This window comes from Azomonas macrocytogenes, assembly GCF_014191985.1.
Taxonomy (GTDB): Bacteria; Pseudomonadota; Gammaproteobacteria; order Pseudomonadales; family Pseudomonadaceae; genus Azomonas; species Azomonas macrocytogenes.
On sequence record NZ_JACHXI010000004.1, the window covers coordinates 57,164 to 73,652 of the forward strand.

The following is a 16,489-nucleotide window of genomic DNA, read 5'->3' on the forward strand; positions in this document are numbered from 1 at the left end:
CTATCGCTAAGGAAATGATGCGCGCGTGAAGAAATTTCTGTTTTTCTGCCTGGCCAGGCACCAGGTCGAGTATTTCCAGCGGTTGCTCGATGAGACTTCGCTGGACGGCCAGATCATGGTTCCCAGGCAAATGCCTTTTCCCGCTGTCGGCAGGCTGGCATGGGTGATTTCCCGCATCGACTGGCGGCTTCTGGTCGAGGAGAAATGCCAGGAGCGCAGGGTCAAGGGTAAATACCAGGGATTCATCTATCGCTGGCTGTTGCGCCTGGAGATGCTGATTGCCGGGCTGCGAATCCAGGCGCTGCTGGAGCGCAGCCGGCCCGATGCCGTTGTCGTCTGGAACGGTTCGAACCGGCTGTGCAGGATTCTGCTGTCGTTGCTGCCTGAACACACTGGAACATTCTTTTTCGAGAACGGACTGCTGCCCGATACCACGACCCTCGATCCACGTGGCGTCAACTACGAAAATTCGGTACCGCGTGAAGCGGCGTTCTATCGTCGCTATGCCGCCGAGCGAAATATCGCTGCCGAGGCTGCGCCCGTCGTGCTCGTTCCACGCAAGAATCGCTCTGCTGGCAAGACCGCGATCGAGCTGCCGGAGCGTTTCATCTTTATCCCCTTCCAGGTCGATATCGATAGTCAGGTCCGGCTGTTTTCACCCTGGGTACGCAACATGCGGGAGCTTTTCGCCATTGGTGAAAGGTTGGCCAGGGAAACGGGGATCTGCGTTGTCTTCAAGGAACATCCGTCGAGCCGCGAGTCGTATCCGGATCTGCATGCGCGAGCCAGCGAGCAGCTACTTTTCGCCAACGGCAACGGCACGCAGGAGCTGATCGAAGCCAGCCTGCTGGTGATTACCCTCAATTCCACGGTCGGCCTGGAAAGCCTGTTGCTCGGCAAGCCGGTGCTGACGCTCGGGCAGGCCTTCTTCAACATTGGTGGGGTGACCATGCATGCCGATTCGACTGAAGAAGTGGTCAGTCTCGTCCGGCGTTATCCCGACTGGCCGCTCGATGAATCGTTGCGCAAAGCGTTTCTGCACTATCTGAAAAATTCCTATTGCGTACCGGGCGCCTGGAAGCGTTCGGGAAAGACTCATTTGCTGGATGTCGCACAACGGATGCAGGGGCAACTCATGGAGCATGATGCTTGAATGTAAAACGATTTTTGGGTGACCAGCTCGATGGCAAGTTCCTGGTCATCATGAGCATTGGCTTCGCCTGGTATTTGCTGGGGCTGCAGCTTTCCTCCTCCAGCAAGGTTTATCATCAGTTGATCCAGATTCTGTTCTGGGTGCCGGGATTCCTCTATTTGTTCGTCAACCCGCAGGTGCTGCGCCTGTGGCTGGCACGGTTGCCGCTATTTCTGCTTGGCTTCGCCGCCTGGTCGATGTTGAGCGTGCTTTGGGCGCAGGGCGATACGCGGATAAAGGAAGTCTTTTACCTGTTGTTGGCGTTCAATTCGATACTGGTCCTGGCCTGGCTCGACCAGGAGCGCCTGTGGAAGATCATGGCCTATGCCGTGCTGGTCGGTGGTGGGCTGGCCTGGTATGGCATCGGAATTTTCTTCCTGGTCGATGGCCATGACTTTTCCGAACGGCTCATCGGGCCGGGAGCCCTGGAAGACACCATCATCGCCTCGCACTACATGGGGGCGCTCGGCATTCTGCTGTATTGCTTCCGCGGCCGCTTGCGGCAGGCTTTGCAAGGGTGGGTCTGGCTGTTGTCCCTATCCGGCTACTGCGCTTACCTGCTGCTCTCCAAGAGCAAGGGACCGATCATTTCGCTGCTGATTGCCCTGCTGTTTCTGTTGGTGATTATCTACCGGCGACGGGCTCTGCTGCTCGTTGCCGGTATTTGCGCCGCGCTGCTGGCTTATGCCTATTTCTTCCCCGAGTACGCCTTGCGGGGCGGTATGTCGTACCGGCCCGAAGTATGGGATGCCGCTGTCGAGGTTCTGCGGCAAAACCCCTTTGCCGGCATCGGCTTGAATGTGAATTACCTGATCGTTATTCCGTCGCTGGAGCAGCCCTTGCACCATGCGCATAACTTCTTCCTGCACCTGGCGATCCAGTTCGGGTTGATCGGCCTGTTCGGCTGGGGATGTGTGCAATATGCCGTTCTTCTCCAGGCCCGCCAGCACTTCGCAGCAGATAAGGGCAGGGCGTTGGTGGCTTTATCGATCTTCGCTTTTCTGGCCTTGCTGACTGATGGGGAAGGTCCCTGGGTCAAACCGAATGAAACCTGGTTCACCTTCTGGCTACCTGTGTTCATGGCGCTGGGGTTGGGGGTAAAAAAGCCGTAAACCACTAGTCGACTGGCAAACCGGCTCGGCTTGGTTCTGCCAGGCCTGACACACAAGCGAAGGGGAACACATGAGTACGTCCTTTTCCGATCATTTCAAGAACGTTTCCAGGCAGTACGCCGAAAGCCGGCCAACCTATCCGCCCGAATTGTTCGCATGGTTGGCAGCGCAAAGCCCAGCCACCGGCCATGCCTGGGATTGCGCCACCGGCAACGGCCAGGCCGCTCTGGATCTGGCACAGCACTTCCAGCAAGTAACGGCCACCGACGCCAGCGCCGCGCAGATCGGGCAGGCTATACGGCATGAGCGGATCGATTATCGAGTCGCGCCGGCCGAGGCTTCCGGGCTCGCGGCGGGCAGTATCGATCTGGTGGTGGTTGCGCAGGCTCTGCATTGGTTCGCTGTCGAACGCTTCCATGCCGAGGCGACGCGGGTGCTGAAACCGGGTGGCGTAATCGCCGAATGGTCCTACGGCGTGCTCACGGTCGAAGGCGCGGAAGTCGATGCCCTGGTCCAGCATTTCTATCACGATGTCGTCGGCCCCTGGTGGCCAGCCGAGCGCCGGCATGTGGAAAACGGTTATCGCGAACTGGAATTCCCGTTCCAGCCGATTGCCGCACCGACTTTCACCATGCGTATCAACTGGAATCTCGAGCGATTGCTGGGGTATTTCCGCAGTTGGTCGGCGACCGCACGGTATCGCGAAAATTGTGCTGACGATCCGGTTGCTGCTCTGGCGCAGCGCCTGCGCCCCGTCTGGGGCGTGCCTGAGCTGGAGCGGAAGGTGTGCTGGCCGTTGGCGCTGCGGGTCGGCAGAGCCGCCGCTTCAGGTTGAATCGGTTGCCGATTGCTCAGGCAATCCAGCATCAGGCCCGTGCGGAACGAATTCGCTGGGTCTGACGATTTTCACTACAGGCTGACCCCTTTCAGGTCGACCTCACTGCTTGCGAAATGCCGCTCTCACGGTCAGTCTGCGTATCTTTCGTATTTTCCGAGGCTTGTTCATGGACAAACTGCACCGCATGCCGGGCGCCTGGCCTTACCTGATCGCGATGTTCATCAACGCGTTCGTCGATCTGGGACACAAGATCGTCATTCAGAACACGGTTTTCAAAATCTACGATGGTTCTACCCAGGTTGTACTGACCGCACTGGTCAATGGCCTGATGCTGCTGCCTTTCATTATCCTGTTCAGCCCGGCCGGGCATGTGTCCGATTCGCGCTCCAAGGTCAAGGTGATGCGTATTTCGGCCTGGGTCGCCGTGGCGATTACCGCAGTGATCACCGCCGCCTACTATGCCGGCTGGTTCTGGCTGGCTTTCGGTATGACGCTGCTGCTGGCGATCCAGGCGACCTTCTACTCGCCAGCCAAATACGGCTATATCAAGACCCTGTTCGGCAAGCCACACCTGGCCGAGGGTAACGGGTTGGTGCAGGCGGTATCGATCATTGCGATCCTGGCCGGTACTTTCGTCTTCACCGGCCTGTTCGAGGCCTGGCTGGCGCAGGACCACGAAACCCCGCATGAGATGCTGCGCGATGTGGCGCCGCTTGGCTGGCTGCTGGTGGCGAGCAGCCTGGTCGAGGTGGCACTGCTCTATCGCCTGCAAGACCGCGACACGCCGGCCCGGCGGGAACGCTTCGATTGGCGTCACTACCTGCGCAGTGGTTTGGGCGCTGCCGACCTGAAGATGTTGCGCAAGCGGCCAACCATCCGTCTGTCCATCATCGGCCTGGCGACCTTCTGGTCGGTGGGGCAGGTGTTACTGGCGGCCTTTCCGTCCTACGGCAAGGACACACTGGATATCCAGAGCGTATTGGTGATCCAGGGCATTCTCGCTTCCAGCGGCATTGGTATCGCGCTGGGCTCGGCGCTGGCCAGTCGCTGGTCGCGCAACCGCATCGAGACCGGGCTGATTCCAGTTGGCGCTCTCGGTATCGCGATCGGCCTCTGGAGCCTGTCGCTGTTCGATTCGCCGATCACCCATGCGCTGAACTTCGTCTTTATCGGGGTGATGGGCGGGTTGTTCATCGTGCCGCTGAACGCGCTGATCCAGTTCCATGCGCGTGAGGATGAGCTGGGTACCATTCTGGCCGCCAACAACTGGGTACAGAACGTGGCGATGCTCGGCTTCCTGATACTGACCGCGCTATTCGCCTTGGCTGGCGTCAACAGCCATTATCTGCTGCTGATGATCGCCATGGTGGCGCTGGTGGGGGGTATCTACACGGTAGGCAAGCTGCCGCAGAGCCTGGTGCGTTTCATGCTCGCCCAGTTGATGCTACGGCGCTACCGTGTCGAGGTGTACGGCATGCAGAACCTGCCACCGACAGGCGGCGTGCTGCTGCTGGGCAACCATATCAGTTGGGTGGATTGGGCGATGGTGCAGATTGCCTGCCCGCGCCCGGTGCGCTTCGTGATGCTCAAAAGCATCTACGACCGCTGGTATCTGCGCTGGCTGCTGAAGGCCATGAATTGTATCCCGATCAACCAGGGCGCCAGCGCCATACATGCCTTGGAAAAGGTGGCTGATCTGCTGGATGCTGGCGAAGTCGTCTGCCTGTTCCCGGAAGGCACCATCAGCCGCACCGGGCAACTAGGGGAGTTCCGCCGTGGCTACGAGCGCGCCTGCCAGAAGGCCAAGTCCGATCTGGTAATCGTGCCGTTCTATCTGCGTGGTCTGTGGGGCAGCCAGTTCTCGCGCTCTTCCGGCAAACTCAAGGAACTGCGCGAATCCGCCTGGCACCGTACGGTCATCGTCGCCTTCGGCGAGCCACTGCCCAAAGACACCACGGCGGATGTGGTCAAGCGGCGCATCTTTGACCAGACCATTCGTTCCTGGCTGCATTATGTAGAGGAACTGCCATCGCTTGCCGATGCCTGGATCGATTGCGTCAAGCGCCGTCCCGGCGAGCTGGCCCTGGCCGACAATCTGAGCAAACCGCTGAAGGCCGCCCAGGCGCTGGCGGCCAGCTGTGTCATGGCGCGGCGTTTGCGCAAGCTCAGCCCCGAACAGAATATCGGGCTGCTGCTGCCCACCAGCAGCGGCGGCATGCTGGCCAACATGGCAGGGTTGCTGGCCGGCAAGACCTTGGTGAACCTCAACTATACGGCCAGCCAGGAAGCGCTCAGGTCAGCCCTGGAGCAGGCCGAAATTCAGACCATCTACAGCTCCAGGCGCTTTATCGGCAAACTCGACCAGCGTGGCTTGCCGGCCAGCGAAGTACTGGCCGGACGCCGAGTGATCTATCTGGAAGACCTGCGCGAAGAATTCGGCAAGGCCGAGCTGTTGCTGACCTGGCTGGCAATTCGCCTGCTACCGACGCATATGCTCTGCTCGCTGTTCAGCCGGGCGAAAAACCCGCGTGCCACGGCAGCGATCCTTTTCTCCAGTGGCAGCGAAGGAACACCCAAGGGCGTTGTACTCAGTCACCGCAACATCATGGCCAATCTCAAGCAGACCTCGGACGTGCTCAACACCGAATACCAAGACGTGGTCATGGCCTCCCTGCCGCTGTTCCATGCCTTCGGCCTGACGGTGACGCAATTCCTGCCGCTGATCGAAGGGCTGCCGGTGGTCTGCCATCCCGACCCGACCGACGTCTTCGGCATCGCCAGATCCATCGCCACCTACCGCGCCACCATCATGTGCGGCACCTCCACCTTCCTGCGCCTGTTCGTGCGCAACAAGAAGATCGAGCCGCTGATGCTGGAGAGCATTCGCGTGGTAGTGGCCGGCGCCGAAAAGATGGACAGCGAGGTGCGCGAGAGCTTCAAGCTCAGGTTCAACAAGAATATCTACGAAGGCTACGGCGCCACCGAGACCGCCCCCGTCGCTTCGGTCAACCTGCCCGATGCGCTGGATGTGACCTATCTGCAAGTCCAGCGCGGCGGCAAGATCGGCACCGTCGGCATGCCGCTGCCCGGCACCAGCCTGAAGATCGTCGACCCGGACAGCTTCGCCGAACTCAAGACCGGTGAAGACGGTATGATCCTGGTCGGCGGGCCGCAGGTGATGCAAGGCTATCTGCACGACCCCGAGAGGACCGCCAAGGTCATCCACGAACTGGACGGTTTGCGCTGGTACATCACCGGCGACAAGGGGCATCTGGATGAAGACGGTTTCCTCACCATCATCGACCGCTACTCGCGCTTCGCCAAGATTGGCGGCGAAATGATCGGCCTCGGCCAGGTGGAAGAGGCGGTGAAGCAGGCCATTGGTGACGCGCAAGTGGCGATCATGGCCGTCAACGTACCGGACGAGAAGAAGGGAGAACGAATCGTCCTGCTGCATGACCAGCCGCTCGACAGCAGCGAATTGAAACGCAAGCTGCAGGCCGCCGGTTGCAATCCCCTGATGATTCCCGCTGCCTGGCTCCAGGTAGAGGAGCTGCCCAGGCTGGGTTCGGGCAAGGCGGATATCGCGACGGCGAAAAAGCTGGCGGCCGAAGGGGCGAAAACGGTATCGCCAGAAGGCTGATAGCCTGGTCACGGGTATGGAAGCCGGACTGCTGGCTCAGAGGCTAATCGGCAAAGCTACCGCCAATGAAGCGCTCCGGCACCACGACAATGGCTTGCTGCAAGCCCTGGTTATGCAGCTTGTCCAGCGCGAGGAACATCAGTGCACGGGATTTGCCTGATGCCGGCGGCGATTTGATCAGCAGGCACTGCTCACCGCGCTTGGCATAGGCGCGCTCCTGCATGGCGCGCATGCCCAGTTCGTTGGCCTTGCAGGATGCGCCGGTGCGCGCCGTGGTGATATACGGATGGCACTGTGTCGGCGTTGGTGGGATTGCTCGGGTCGGTTATTGCAAAGCGTTCTCCGTGGATATATCGCCGCTGGTCAGGCTTCGTGCCAGTTCAGCCACTGCAAGCCCGACACACGAGAGAATTCGCGCACATTACGCGTCACCAGCGTGGCCTGATGGCGCACTGCCGTGGCAGCGATCAGCGTATCGTGCGGGCCGATAGGGGTGCCTGCGGCCTCCAGGTCGGCGCGAATACGGGCAGCCTGCGCAGCGCATTCACTGTCGAACGGCAAAAGCTGCATGGGCCGCAGCAGTTGCGCCAATGCTGCCAGACGGGGCGCTGCGGCCTCCTGCGGCAAGCGCAAAAGACCGTAGCGCAGCTCGTATTCGACAATGGCCGGCACGCCGATATCGGCAGGAGGCAGGGCTTGCAGGCGCGGCACCACCTGCGGATCGCCGCGAAAATAGTAGCTGATGGTGTTGCTGTCGAGAATCAGCAAGGCAAGTCCTCAAAAACCCAGCCGCGGCACATCGGCAGGCGCTGTGACGGGGCTGTCTTCGCGCAAGGGAAAATCGGCAAACCGGCCGGCCAGTTCCAAACAGTCCTTGGGCCATTCCTGGGCGGCATACTTGCGGATGATCTCTGCCACCCAGCGACTTTTCGACATGCCATTGGCCTGCGCGGCCTGCTCCACCAGCGCCTGTGTAGCGTCATCGAGATAGAGGGTGATTTGTGACATGACGGCACCTCCAGTCATGGGTGAGGCAATTATATTTGCAAGTATATTTTTTGCGGTCGATGCGTCAAGCAGGGCCATATCTGCGGCGCCCTGTGCAGGCGCTGGTTGGCTTGCACAATTTCACTGGATGCACCCATGCTGCCGAACGTAGTTGAGCACCATTTCCGGGTGTTGCACTTGGCTGAAACCGACTTGCCGGGTATAGGCCAGTTTGTCTCCCCTGGCGTGATATATGTCCACCGAGCCGATGCGGGATGGGGTGAACTGATGCGCCAGATCCAGTACAAAGGCGAGTGGGCTGGACGGCAGATCGTTCAGATCGACCGCTGTTATCCAAGCTCGAAGCGCTGTTCGGGGTGTGGGTATCTCGTTGCATCCCTGCCACTTAATGTTCGTTCGTGGGCCTGCCCGTAATGCGGGATTGACCATGATCGCGATATCAACGCGGCACTCAATATAAAAGCCGCCGGGCTGGTGGTGCCGACCTTCGGCTGAGGGTTGCGGGGATGCCGGTCGGGCTCTAGCATGCCTGGCCTTTGTTGCCGATGATTTTTACATGGCCCGCCAACCCCATCGCCCGGTGTCCCGTCCGGCGCTATCCACACCGCGTCGTATTGCCAAGCCGCCGCCGGCCGAGCCGCGACTGTTGCTGTTCAACAAGCCGTTCGATGTGCTGACCCAGTTCAGCGGCGGCGATGGTCGTGCCACGCTCAAGGATTTCATCAAGGCTCCCGGGGTTTATCCGGCCGGTCGCCTGGATCGCGATAGCGAAGGGCTGTTGTTGCTGACCAGCGATGGCCGCTTGCAGGCGCGGATCGCCGATCCGCGCCACAAGTTGGCGAAAACCTACTGGGTTCAGGTGGAAGGCGAGTCGGACGACGAGCAGTTGCAGCGACTGCGCGAAGGTGTCCAGCTCAACGATGGCCTAACCTTGCCAGCCGAGGTGAGGCGTCTGGCTGAGCCAGAGCTCTGGCCACGCGAGCCGCCGGTACGTTTTCGCAAGACCGTGCCCAGCAGCTGGCTGGAGTTGGTCATCCGCGAGGGTCGCAATCGCCAGGTCCGGCGCATGACCGCAGCCGTCGGCCTGCCGACCTTGCGTCTGGTGCGGGTCCGTATCGGCCCCTGGACACTGGATGGGCTGGCACCGGGCGAGTGGCGGGAAGTGCCGGCGCAGCTCAAGTAGGACGCGAAGCCCGCCTGGGCCACGGATGGCGCGACAAACTCATCAGCGCAAGTGTGTCAGCGGCAGTTCCGTGCTGGAGATCACCTGGCGCAGCACGAAGCTGGAGCGCACGCTGGAGACGCCTTCGATACGGGTCAGGGTGCCAAGCAAAAATTGCTGGTAGTGGTCCATGTCCGGCACCACCACCTTGAGCTGGTAATCTGCGTCCATGCCTGTGATCAGGCTGCATTCCATCACTTCGGGGCATTTGCCGATCACGTCTTCGAAATGCTCGAAGCGTTCCGGCGTGTGGCGGTCCATGCCGATCAGCACGTGGGCGGTAAGCGTAAGGCCGAGGTGCTTGCGGTTGAGCAGGGCGACCTGGCGGACAATATAGCCGTCATCTTCCAGTTGCTTGACCCGACGCGAACAGGGTGATGGAGAGAGGCCTATGCGTTCGGCCAGCTCCTGGTTGGAGATCCTGGCGTCACGCTGCAATTCGGCGAGGATTTTCAGATCGTATCGGTCAAGCTTGCTCATGATCGGTATGTCTTGGCATGAAATTGCTTTAATTAATAATCCAGTACTAGATACTTGCGCAATAGATGATTTTTCGGACGGTTTTAAGAAATTAATGGCGCGGCCTCTGGCGTAAGCTTTTCCCAACTTCCGTTTTTGGCGAAACACTGCCGATCCGTACCCCGGTTCGAGCTGCCGCAGACCTCACAAGGGGCGCGGCCCGGAAGTCGCCACGCTCACGAGGCGGCAGGCGAAGCAGGGTGAAACCAGCCACCCTTTGCCAGCGAAGACGCATGGGAGACCGCAAGGTCTCCCTGCTTGTTTCTGGAATCGCTCACTGCTTCGCTCCGGCCGACTGCCATCGGCTGCGCAGGTGCAGCGGATCGGCATGCACCAGCACTTCGGTATTCGGATATTCCTGGCGTATCGCCTGCGTTATCGCTTCGCAAACGGCATGCACACGCCGCAGCGGCATCTCGTCGGGCAGGTCGATATGCAACTGGACGAACCAATTCATTCCCGAAGCCCGGGTGCGCAAATCGTGGCAACCGAGCACGTCGGGCACGGCGTTGATCAGCTGTTGCATGTGTTGGCCGATTTCCGTCGGCAACTCGGTATCCATCAGTATCGAACTGGCTTCGCGAGCGATGCCGATGGCATTCCAGAGGATATAGAAGGCGATGCCGATGCCAAAGAAGGCATCCACCCGATTCAACCCGACGCTGGCCAGTAGCAAGGCCAGGAGGATGCTGCCGTTGAGCAGCAGGTCCGAGTGGTAGTGCAGGGAGTCGGCGCGTACTGCCGTGGAGCCGGTGATTCTTACTACGTGCCGTTGGTAGGCCAGCAGGGCGACGGTTACCGCCAGCGACAGGAGCATTACCACGATGCCGGCGGTCGGGCTGCCCAATGGCTCGGGATGGAACAGGCGGTCGATAGCCTGGGTGCCCACGATTAGGGCGCTGATACAGATGAAAGCCGCCTGCCCAAGCCCGGCGAGCGCCTCGGCCTTGCCATGACCATAGCGGTGATTGTCGTCAGCCGGGCGCAGTGAATAGCGTACGGCCAGCAGGTTGAGCAAGGAAGCCACGCCATCCAGCAGCGAATCAGTGAGCCCGCCCAGCAGGCTCACCGAGCCGCTGAGCCACCAGGCTACTGCCTTGCAGATGGCCAGCAGAATGGCAGTGCCCAGGGCGGCATTGGTAGCAAGGCGCAGCAGACGGGCGTGTTCGGCAGGAATGTTCGTCATGGTCAGGCTTTTATTTCAGGCGGCGAGAACCCGCGATACAGGGTCAGAACGCTGCAGACAACAGTACCCATGGGGTTCTCCAGAAAAACCGCTGCCACTATACCGGAGTAGCGGGCGGCATACCGGCTACAGGTAACAGTGAGGGCAGGATCAGCCCCCAGCCTTGGCCTGCCGCTATAATCCTGCTCCCTTTTGTGGAGTGCTCCCCATGCCGATCCTGCCCATCGACGAAACCTTGCCGGTCCTGCGCGAGGCGTTGTTGCGGCGTGACGAAGTGGTCCTGGAAGCGCCGCCCGGTGCCGGCAAGACCACGCGAGTGCCGCTGGCTCTGCTGGGTGAGCCATGGCTGGCGGGGCAACGCATCCTCATGCTGGAGCCGCGCCGGTTGGCGGCACGGGCGGCGGCGGAACGGCTGGCTGGCGAGCTGGGCGAACCGGTCGGCGCAACGGTGGGGTATCGCATCCGTCTGGAAAGCCGGGTTGGACCGGATACCCGTATCGAAGTGGTCACCGAAGGTATTCTTGCTCGCCGGTTGCAGGACGATCCGGCCTTGGAAGGCGTGGGCCTGGTGATCTTCGATGAGTTCCACGAGCGTAGCCTGGATGCCGACCTGGCCCTGGCGTTGACCCTGAATGCCCGTTTGCTGCTGCGTGAGGAGCCGCTCAAGCTACTCCTGATGTCCGCCACGCTGGACGGTGAGCGGTTGTCCGCGCTGCTGGACGAAGCACCGGTGGTACGCAGCGACGGGCGTATGCATCCGGTGGCGACTCGCTGGGGGCGACCCGGGCAGCCGGGCGAACGCATCGAGCTGCGCGTCGTGCAAACGGTATTGCAGGCATTGGCTGAGGAAAGTGGCAGCATCCTGGTCTTTTTGCCTGGCCAGGCGGAAATCCGGCGCGTGCAGGAAGCGCTCGAAGCACAACTGATCGGGCGCACTGGCATCCTGCTTTGTCCGCTGCATGGCGAACTGGAACTGACGGCCCAGCGCGCGGCCATCGAAGCGGCGCCGACTGGTCAGCGCAAAGTGGTGCTGGCCACCAATATCGCCGAAACCAGCCTGACTATCGAAGGCGTGCGCGTGGTGGTGGATGCAGGGCTTGCCCGCGTGCCGCGTTTCGACCCCGGGAGTGGCATGACGCGCCTGGACACCCGACGGATTTCCCGTGCTTCGGCAACCCAGCGCGCCGGGCGGGCGGGGCGTCTGGAGCCCGGCATCTGTTATCGGCTGTGGTCGGAAGAACAGCACGCCCAACTGGCGGCGCATGGCGAAGCGGAAATTCTCCAGGCCGACCTGGCCGGTCTCGCCCTGCAACTGGCGCGCTGGGGCGCCGAACCGGACGACCTCGTCTGGCTGGATCTACCGCCCACCGCCGCGCATGCTCTGGCCCAGGTGTTGCTCGAACGCCTCGGCGCCCTGGAGCGTAGCGCCCAGGGCCACTGGAAGTTGACTGCCCATGGCCAGGCATTGACCGAGCTGCCAGCGCATCCGCGCATTGCCCATCTGCTATTGCGCGGACAGGCGCTGGGACTGGGCCGGCTGGCGGCGGATATCGCTGCCCTGTTGGTAGAGCGGGATATTCAGAAAGGTGGCGGGGTGGATCTGGCGACGCGCCTGAATCTGCTGCAGGCCGGGCGTGGCAGCGGTGCGGTGCAGCGGGTGAGGCAACTGGCCAGACAGTTTCACCGTCTGTTGCGCGGCCCGGCAGGTACTACACCGGAGGTAGAGGACGATCCGCGCTGGATCGGTGCGCTGCTGGCCTTCGCTTATCCCGACCGCATCGCCCGCCAGCGGCGCGAGGGCGGTGCCGACTATCGCCTGGCCAATGGCCGCGCTGCGCAGTTCAGCGAGACCGATTCGTTGATGAAGGAAGCCTGGCTGGTGATTGCCGAGCTGGGCAGTCGGCAGGGTCATCGCGAGGAGCGTATCTATCGGGCTGCTGCGCTGGACCCGGCGTTGTTCGAGAGCATCCTGGCCGAGCAGGTGCAAGAGCATGAACAGCTGGAATGGGACGAACGCGAAGGGGTGCTGCGTGCCGAACGCCAGCGCCGAGTCGGTGAATTGGTGCTGGCGCGCGAGCCGCTGGCAGAACTGGACGACAATGCCCGTGATCGTGCCTTGCTCGAACTGGTCCGACGCAAGGGGCTGGAGCTGTTGCCCTGGACGCCGGAACTGCGTCAGTGGCAGGCACGGGTGTTGCTGTTGCGCCACCTCGATCTGGAACAGGGCAGCGACAGCGCTTGGCCTGATCTGAGCGATATCGCTCTGTTGCAACGATTGGACGAGTGGCTACTGCCGTACCTGGGCCGGGTCACACGGCTGGCGCACTTCGCCCAACTGGACCTTGCCGGCATGCTTGCCACACTACTGCCCTGGCCTTTGCCGCAGAAACTGGATGAGCTGGCACCAGTGGCTATTGCTGTACCTTCCGGTTCGCGCATTCGGCTCGACTATCACGAGGCGCCACCGGTACTGGCGGTGCGTCTGCAAGAGCTGTTCGGCCTGGCCGACACGCCGCGCATCGCCGGCGGGCGCCAGCCCGTCAAGCTGCACCTGCTGTCGCCGGCGCGCCGCCCGGTACAGGTCACCCAGGATCTGGCGAACTTCTGGCGCAGCACTTACGCCGAGGTGAAGAAGGATCTGAAGGGGCGCTACCCCAAGCACTACTGGCCGGACGATCCACTGATCGCCGCGCCGACGGCGCGGGCCAAACCGCGCGGTACCTGATCTGGCGCGCTGGCAGCTCAGGGGCGAGGCGGTACCAGCAGCATATAGACCCGGAAGAACACCACCGTGGCGAACAGCTGGAGCAGGCCGGAGAGCCCATCGCTCAGCACGATCAACAGCGGATTGGCGGTAGTCTGGAGAGTGCCGCCAAGCCAGAAGTCGAAGGCCCATAACGGCAGCACCACCACCAGCACGACGCTGAATATCTGCAGGAAATGCCCGCGCGTGGCGACAAAACTTTCCTTCAGCGCCGCTAGTGGTGAGAGGCCGCGCAGCACCAGCAGGTATTCGGCAAAGATCACCTTGACCATCACCCAGAGCCCCGGCAAGACCATCAACGAAGAACCGAGCATGATCAACATGGCGCTGCAGCCAGAGAGTATCGCCAGCGGTAGCCAGCGCTGTAGCGCTTGGCGCAGCAGCTCGTTGTTGTGCGGCACAAGGCCACGGCTGCGTGCATCGAGAAACAGAATCAGCGCCGCTGTGTAGATCGGGTAGAACAGCAGACTGACCAGCAAATCCTGGAGCTGCAGGTCGTCCTGGCTACCGGTGAAGTAGGTGATCGCCAGCCGAGCGACGCTTTCCGTCAGAATCAGCGGCAAGCAAAGCAGAACGATGGAACCCAGATGGCGTGAATAGAAATACCAGGCTTCGCGGAGAGTAGACAGTAGCTGCATTTTATCGAGGCATCGAACAGTCGAAGAGCCACACTTTAGCCGATGCGCCGGATCTCTACATGTGCTTTCAGAGCCTGTTCACGATCTCGCGAGCTAGAGCCAGGCAAGGCGAAAATGGCTGAGGAAGCGGACCGGGCTCGCGTGCGAGTTTACGCGTTGTAAATGAGCATTCCGACCGGGCTGGCGATCCAGGCCATTTTCAACGCCGTATGGCCGACGCGCAGCAGATCGTGAACAGGCTCTCAGGCTCATGGCCGGTACGAGGCACAGGGAAGCAGAAAAGTCGCCCGGCCATCCCCGGTGGAAAATCGCTACGCAAGTTTTCCACTCTACGGGCCGATGAAAGATGTTGAGGCGTTTGTAAAATAGTTACTGGAAAACACCTGTTTATTTACAGCTAAATTCAGCGATTGTCTGTACAAAATCTAGTGGGAATAGTTATGGGTATGCGTTTTCATCCAATAAACTTTTTCTTCGAGAGCGGAAGCAGGTTCATCAGGATATGCAGGATCTTTTTTTATACAGTGCTGACCATATAGTAACTTGATTGTATAGAGTGATTTGTATAAATCGTTGACCTCTTCATCTATTTCAGACGCAGAATCAATTTGCTCTTCATTCGTGCTTTCAGTGGTCAATAATAATATCTGGCCATGTTCAGGTAATATATTTGCAATATGCTGAACATATTTTATTCGACGGGAAGGCGATAAAGCCGTTAAAGCTGCACAATCATAAATGGCACTGACCTCTCTGACATCATTTTCAGCCAGGTTGAATAAGTCACCGCGCCATATTTCTGTATCGCCATGCCACCACCGTGTGAACCGTCCCTGTTGCTGGCGTGAGGGCGTTACGCTCAAGGCATCGAAATAAGCCTTGATCGCAATATCACTGAATTCGATACCAATAACCTTATACCCCATCAAGGATAGCCAGTTCATATCGAGACTTTTTCCACATAGTGGAACCAGGACAGTGTCACCTGTTGATAAAGATAATTGCGGCCAAAACTGTTCCAGCAAGGGATTGATATTATCTTGATGAAAGGCAATATCATTCTTTTTCCATTTTGCTTTCCAGCGCTGCTGATTATTCATGAACTTTATCCGGGAGGCTTTTGCAAGCTATAAGTTCACAAAGCTCAACAAGCTATGTGCCATGAAGTAAGCATTGAACCTATCACGCAAAATATAGAGTGGCGAGCTATTTATGAAATAGGCGATAAACAAACGCCCGCATTGGCATCGCGCCAGATTCTGCACAACCTTGGTGGCCCCGTCTCTTCGTTCCTTGCTCGGCATCCATGCCTCGCATCCTCCTGCGCAACGCCGCTACCCAGCCTCCTGAGCGGGACTGGGTGTCGCCTGGAAATCCCGCTTTTTGAAACCAAACATCTTGAAAGGGCAGCGTTTTAGGGGCTGTTGCCGGCGCGGCGGGTGTTGTTTGCCCACGTGGGTATGCATGGGCCGTGCGAGCGCGCCTCCCGTGGCCGATCGTCACCGGAGATCAATCCATGCGCATGCTTCGACGCCATTTACCAATCGTTTACCACCGCCTGACCGCGCTTGACCTTGCGATCCATACACTGACTCCATCCGGTCCATGAACCGATCATGCCAGAGGAACGAACCTTGAACCGCAAGATCATGACTGCCGCGATAAATTGGATAACTCGCTTCTGGCGGTGTACCCAGGATGACCAGCGGCGAAGCGCTGCAGCAAACGCGCTGAAACGCCAGGGGCAGGCTCCGCGGCTTTACCTTGTCGCTGCCGGCGAGAAAGATGCCGAATCGCGCCCGGCTTTCGATGAGTCCGCGCTCGCGGGATACAGCATCACAAGCGCCAAGGGTGAGGCAACGGCGGAAAAGCTGTATCCCGGGCCCGGCAAAGGTCCGCATTTGCGCCTGATCGTGTCGAATGACTAATCGAGTTCAGGCAATGCGGCCTAATGATTCTGGACAGCCTGATCGGGCGGAATCCGGCCGTCGGCCAGAGGCGTTGGACGTGACAAAGCGATCATTCGGCCTGGAATCCAGGCATGGGGCAGCCAGCCTGGTCCTGGCGCGGATTTGAAGTTCTGGTCGTGGCTGGTGTTCCCTGGCATCGAGCGTCGATGGCGCGAGATATATGGTTTTAACAATCCCAACGTGTAGCCAGTTGTATGGCCTGATCGCCTTCCGGTTCGTGGAGGTATTGAGATCCAGGCCGTTTTAGGGTCAGCCCTTTAGCGGATTTTTCCCGGTGTAGGGTGGATAACGCTCTGCTTATTCACCTCCGCCTGGGCGTCCCCGGTGGAAAACCGCTACGCGGGTTTTTCACCCTACGGCCACAGCCCTACGGGGCTTTCCGTGTATGCCGGCCTCG

14 protein-coding genes and 1 pseudogene are annotated in these 16,489 nt (G+C 60.1%); 8 read left to right on the forward strand and 7 right to left on the reverse strand.

Annotation, left to right across the window (positions count from 1 at the left end):
- Positions 1 to 25 precede the first annotated feature (25 nt).
- From FHR87_RS05535 to FHR87_RS05550, 4 genes are all read left to right on the forward strand, one after another.
- Entirely contained in the window at positions 26 to 1,153 is a 1,128-nt protein-coding gene (locus FHR87_RS05535; RefSeq protein ID WP_338021223.1) for a capsular polysaccharide export protein, LipB/KpsS family, read from the forward strand.
- Entirely contained in the window at positions 1,150 to 2,304 is a 1,155-nt protein-coding gene (locus FHR87_RS05540; protein WP_183165728.1) for an O-antigen ligase family protein, read from the forward strand. The genes FHR87_RS05535 and FHR87_RS05540 overlap by 4 nt, the downstream gene beginning before the upstream one ends.
- A gap of 70 nt (positions 2,305 to 2,374) precedes the next feature.
- A complete protein-coding gene (locus FHR87_RS05545; protein ID WP_183165729.1) occupies positions 2,375 to 3,139 on the forward strand; it encodes a class I SAM-dependent methyltransferase in 765 nt (254 codons plus the stop codon).
- A 169-nt stretch (positions 3,140 to 3,308) separates the two neighbouring features.
- Entirely contained in the window at positions 3,309 to 6,785 is a 3,477-nt protein-coding gene (locus FHR87_RS05550) for an acyl-[ACP]--phospholipid O-acyltransferase (protein ID WP_183165730.1), read from the forward strand.
- A gap of 46 nt (positions 6,786 to 6,831) precedes the next feature.
- Here the strand turns inward: FHR87_RS05550 and FHR87_RS05555 are convergent.
- The 3 genes and pseudogenes from FHR87_RS05555 to FHR87_RS05565 form a co-directional block, all read right to left on the reverse strand.
- Positions 6,832 to 7,078: pseudogene (locus FHR87_RS05555) on the reverse strand (DEAD/DEAH box helicase family protein); the annotation flags it as partial.
- Between the two features lie 70 nt (positions 7,079 to 7,148).
- On the reverse strand, positions 7,149 to 7,553 hold the full coding sequence (locus FHR87_RS05560; protein WP_183165731.1) for a type II toxin-antitoxin system VapC family toxin: 405 nt from the start codon (positions 7,551 to 7,553) through the stop codon (positions 7,149 to 7,151).
- 9 nt (positions 7,554 to 7,562) lie between these two features.
- The gene (locus FHR87_RS05565; protein ID WP_183165732.1) at positions 7,563 to 7,793 is read right to left on the reverse strand and encodes a ribbon-helix-helix domain-containing protein; all 231 of its coding nucleotides are present in this window, start codon (positions 7,791 to 7,793) and stop codon (positions 7,563 to 7,565) included.
- 267 nt (positions 7,794 to 8,060) lie between these two features.
- On the opposite strand from FHR87_RS05565, the gene FHR87_RS19135 reads away from it, so the two are divergent.
- Both FHR87_RS19135 and FHR87_RS05575 read left to right on the forward strand, forming a co-directional pair.
- Positions 8,061 to 8,207: a zinc ribbon domain-containing protein gene (locus tag FHR87_RS19135; RefSeq protein WP_246335807.1), complete on the forward strand. Its 147-nt coding sequence runs from the start codon at positions 8,061 to 8,063 to the stop codon at positions 8,205 to 8,207.
- Positions 8,208 to 8,349: 142 nt separating this feature from the next.
- Positions 8,350 to 8,976, forward strand: a complete 627-nt coding sequence (locus FHR87_RS05575; RefSeq protein ID WP_183165733.1) for a pseudouridine synthase — start codon at positions 8,350 to 8,352, stop codon at positions 8,974 to 8,976.
- 42 nt (positions 8,977 to 9,018) lie between these two features.
- On the opposite strand, the gene FHR87_RS05580 is transcribed toward FHR87_RS05575, so the two are convergent.
- A complete protein-coding gene (locus FHR87_RS05580) occupies positions 9,019 to 9,495 on the reverse strand; it encodes an Lrp/AsnC family transcriptional regulator (RefSeq protein ID WP_183165734.1) in 477 nt (158 codons plus the stop codon).
- A 313-nt stretch (positions 9,496 to 9,808) separates the two neighbouring features.
- Positions 9,809 to 10,720 carry a cation diffusion facilitator family transporter gene (locus FHR87_RS05585; protein WP_183165735.1) on the reverse strand — a complete coding sequence of 304 codons (912 nt, stop codon included), beginning with the start codon at positions 10,718 to 10,720 and terminating at the stop codon, positions 9,809 to 9,811.
- A 208-nt stretch (positions 10,721 to 10,928) separates the two neighbouring features.
- Here FHR87_RS05585 and hrpB point away from each other — a divergent pair, with 208 nt between their 5' ends.
- The gene (gene hrpB / locus FHR87_RS05590; protein WP_183165736.1) at positions 10,929 to 13,445 is read left to right on the forward strand and encodes an ATP-dependent helicase HrpB; all 2,517 of its coding nucleotides are present in this window, start codon (positions 10,929 to 10,931) and stop codon (positions 13,443 to 13,445) included.
- Between the two features lie 17 nt (positions 13,446 to 13,462).
- On the opposite strand, the gene FHR87_RS05595 is transcribed toward hrpB, so the two are convergent.
- Positions 13,463 to 14,122 carry a hypothetical protein gene (locus FHR87_RS05595; protein WP_183165737.1) on the reverse strand — a complete coding sequence of 220 codons (660 nt, stop codon included), beginning with the start codon at positions 14,120 to 14,122 and terminating at the stop codon, positions 13,463 to 13,465.
- A gap of 425 nt (positions 14,123 to 14,547) precedes the next feature.
- Positions 14,548 to 15,222 (reverse strand): thiopurine S-methyltransferase, encoded by a 675-nt coding sequence (locus FHR87_RS05600; RefSeq protein ID WP_183165738.1) that lies wholly within the window; start codon positions 15,220 to 15,222, stop codon positions 14,548 to 14,550.
- Between the two features lie 516 nt (positions 15,223 to 15,738).
- Between FHR87_RS05600 and FHR87_RS05605 the strand changes: the two genes are divergently transcribed.
- Entirely contained in the window at positions 15,739 to 16,050 is a 312-nt protein-coding gene (locus FHR87_RS05605; protein ID WP_183165739.1) for a hypothetical protein, read from the forward strand.
- The last annotated feature ends 439 nt before the right edge of the window (positions 16,051 to 16,489 follow it).

Coding starts and splice junctions, on each gene's coding strand:
- FHR87_RS05545 (WP_183165729.1), top strand. CDS start 2,375: ATGAGTACGTCCTTTTCCGATCATTTCAAGAACGTTTCCAGGCAGTAC.
- FHR87_RS05550 (WP_183165730.1), top strand. CDS start 3,309: ATGGACAAACTGCACCGCATGCCGGGCGCCTGGCCTTACCTGATCGCG.
- FHR87_RS05565 (WP_183165732.1), bottom strand. CDS start 7,793: ATGTCACAAATCACCCTCTATCTCGATGACGCTACACAGGCGCTGGTG.
- FHR87_RS19135 (WP_246335807.1), top strand. CDS start 8,061: ATGCGCCAGATCCAGTACAAAGGCGAGTGGGCTGGACGGCAGATCGTT.
- FHR87_RS05575 (WP_183165733.1), top strand. CDS start 8,350: ATGGCCCGCCAACCCCATCGCCCGGTGTCCCGTCCGGCGCTATCCACA.
- FHR87_RS05580 (WP_183165734.1), bottom strand. CDS start 9,495: ATGAGCAAGCTTGACCGATACGATCTGAAAATCCTCGCCGAATTGCAG.
- FHR87_RS05585 (WP_183165735.1), bottom strand. CDS start 10,720: ATGACGAACATTCCTGCCGAACACGCCCGTCTGCTGCGCCTTGCTACC.
- hrpB (WP_183165736.1), top strand. CDS start 10,929: ATGCCGATCCTGCCCATCGACGAAACCTTGCCGGTCCTGCGCGAGGCG.
- FHR87_RS05595 (WP_183165737.1), bottom strand. CDS start 14,122: ATGCAGCTACTGTCTACTCTCCGCGAAGCCTGGTATTTCTATTCACGC.
- FHR87_RS05600 (WP_183165738.1), bottom strand. CDS start 15,222: ATGAATAATCAGCAGCGCTGGAAAGCAAAATGGAAAAAGAATGATATT.
- FHR87_RS05605 (WP_183165739.1), top strand. CDS start 15,739: ATGCCAGAGGAACGAACCTTGAACCGCAAGATCATGACTGCCGCGATA.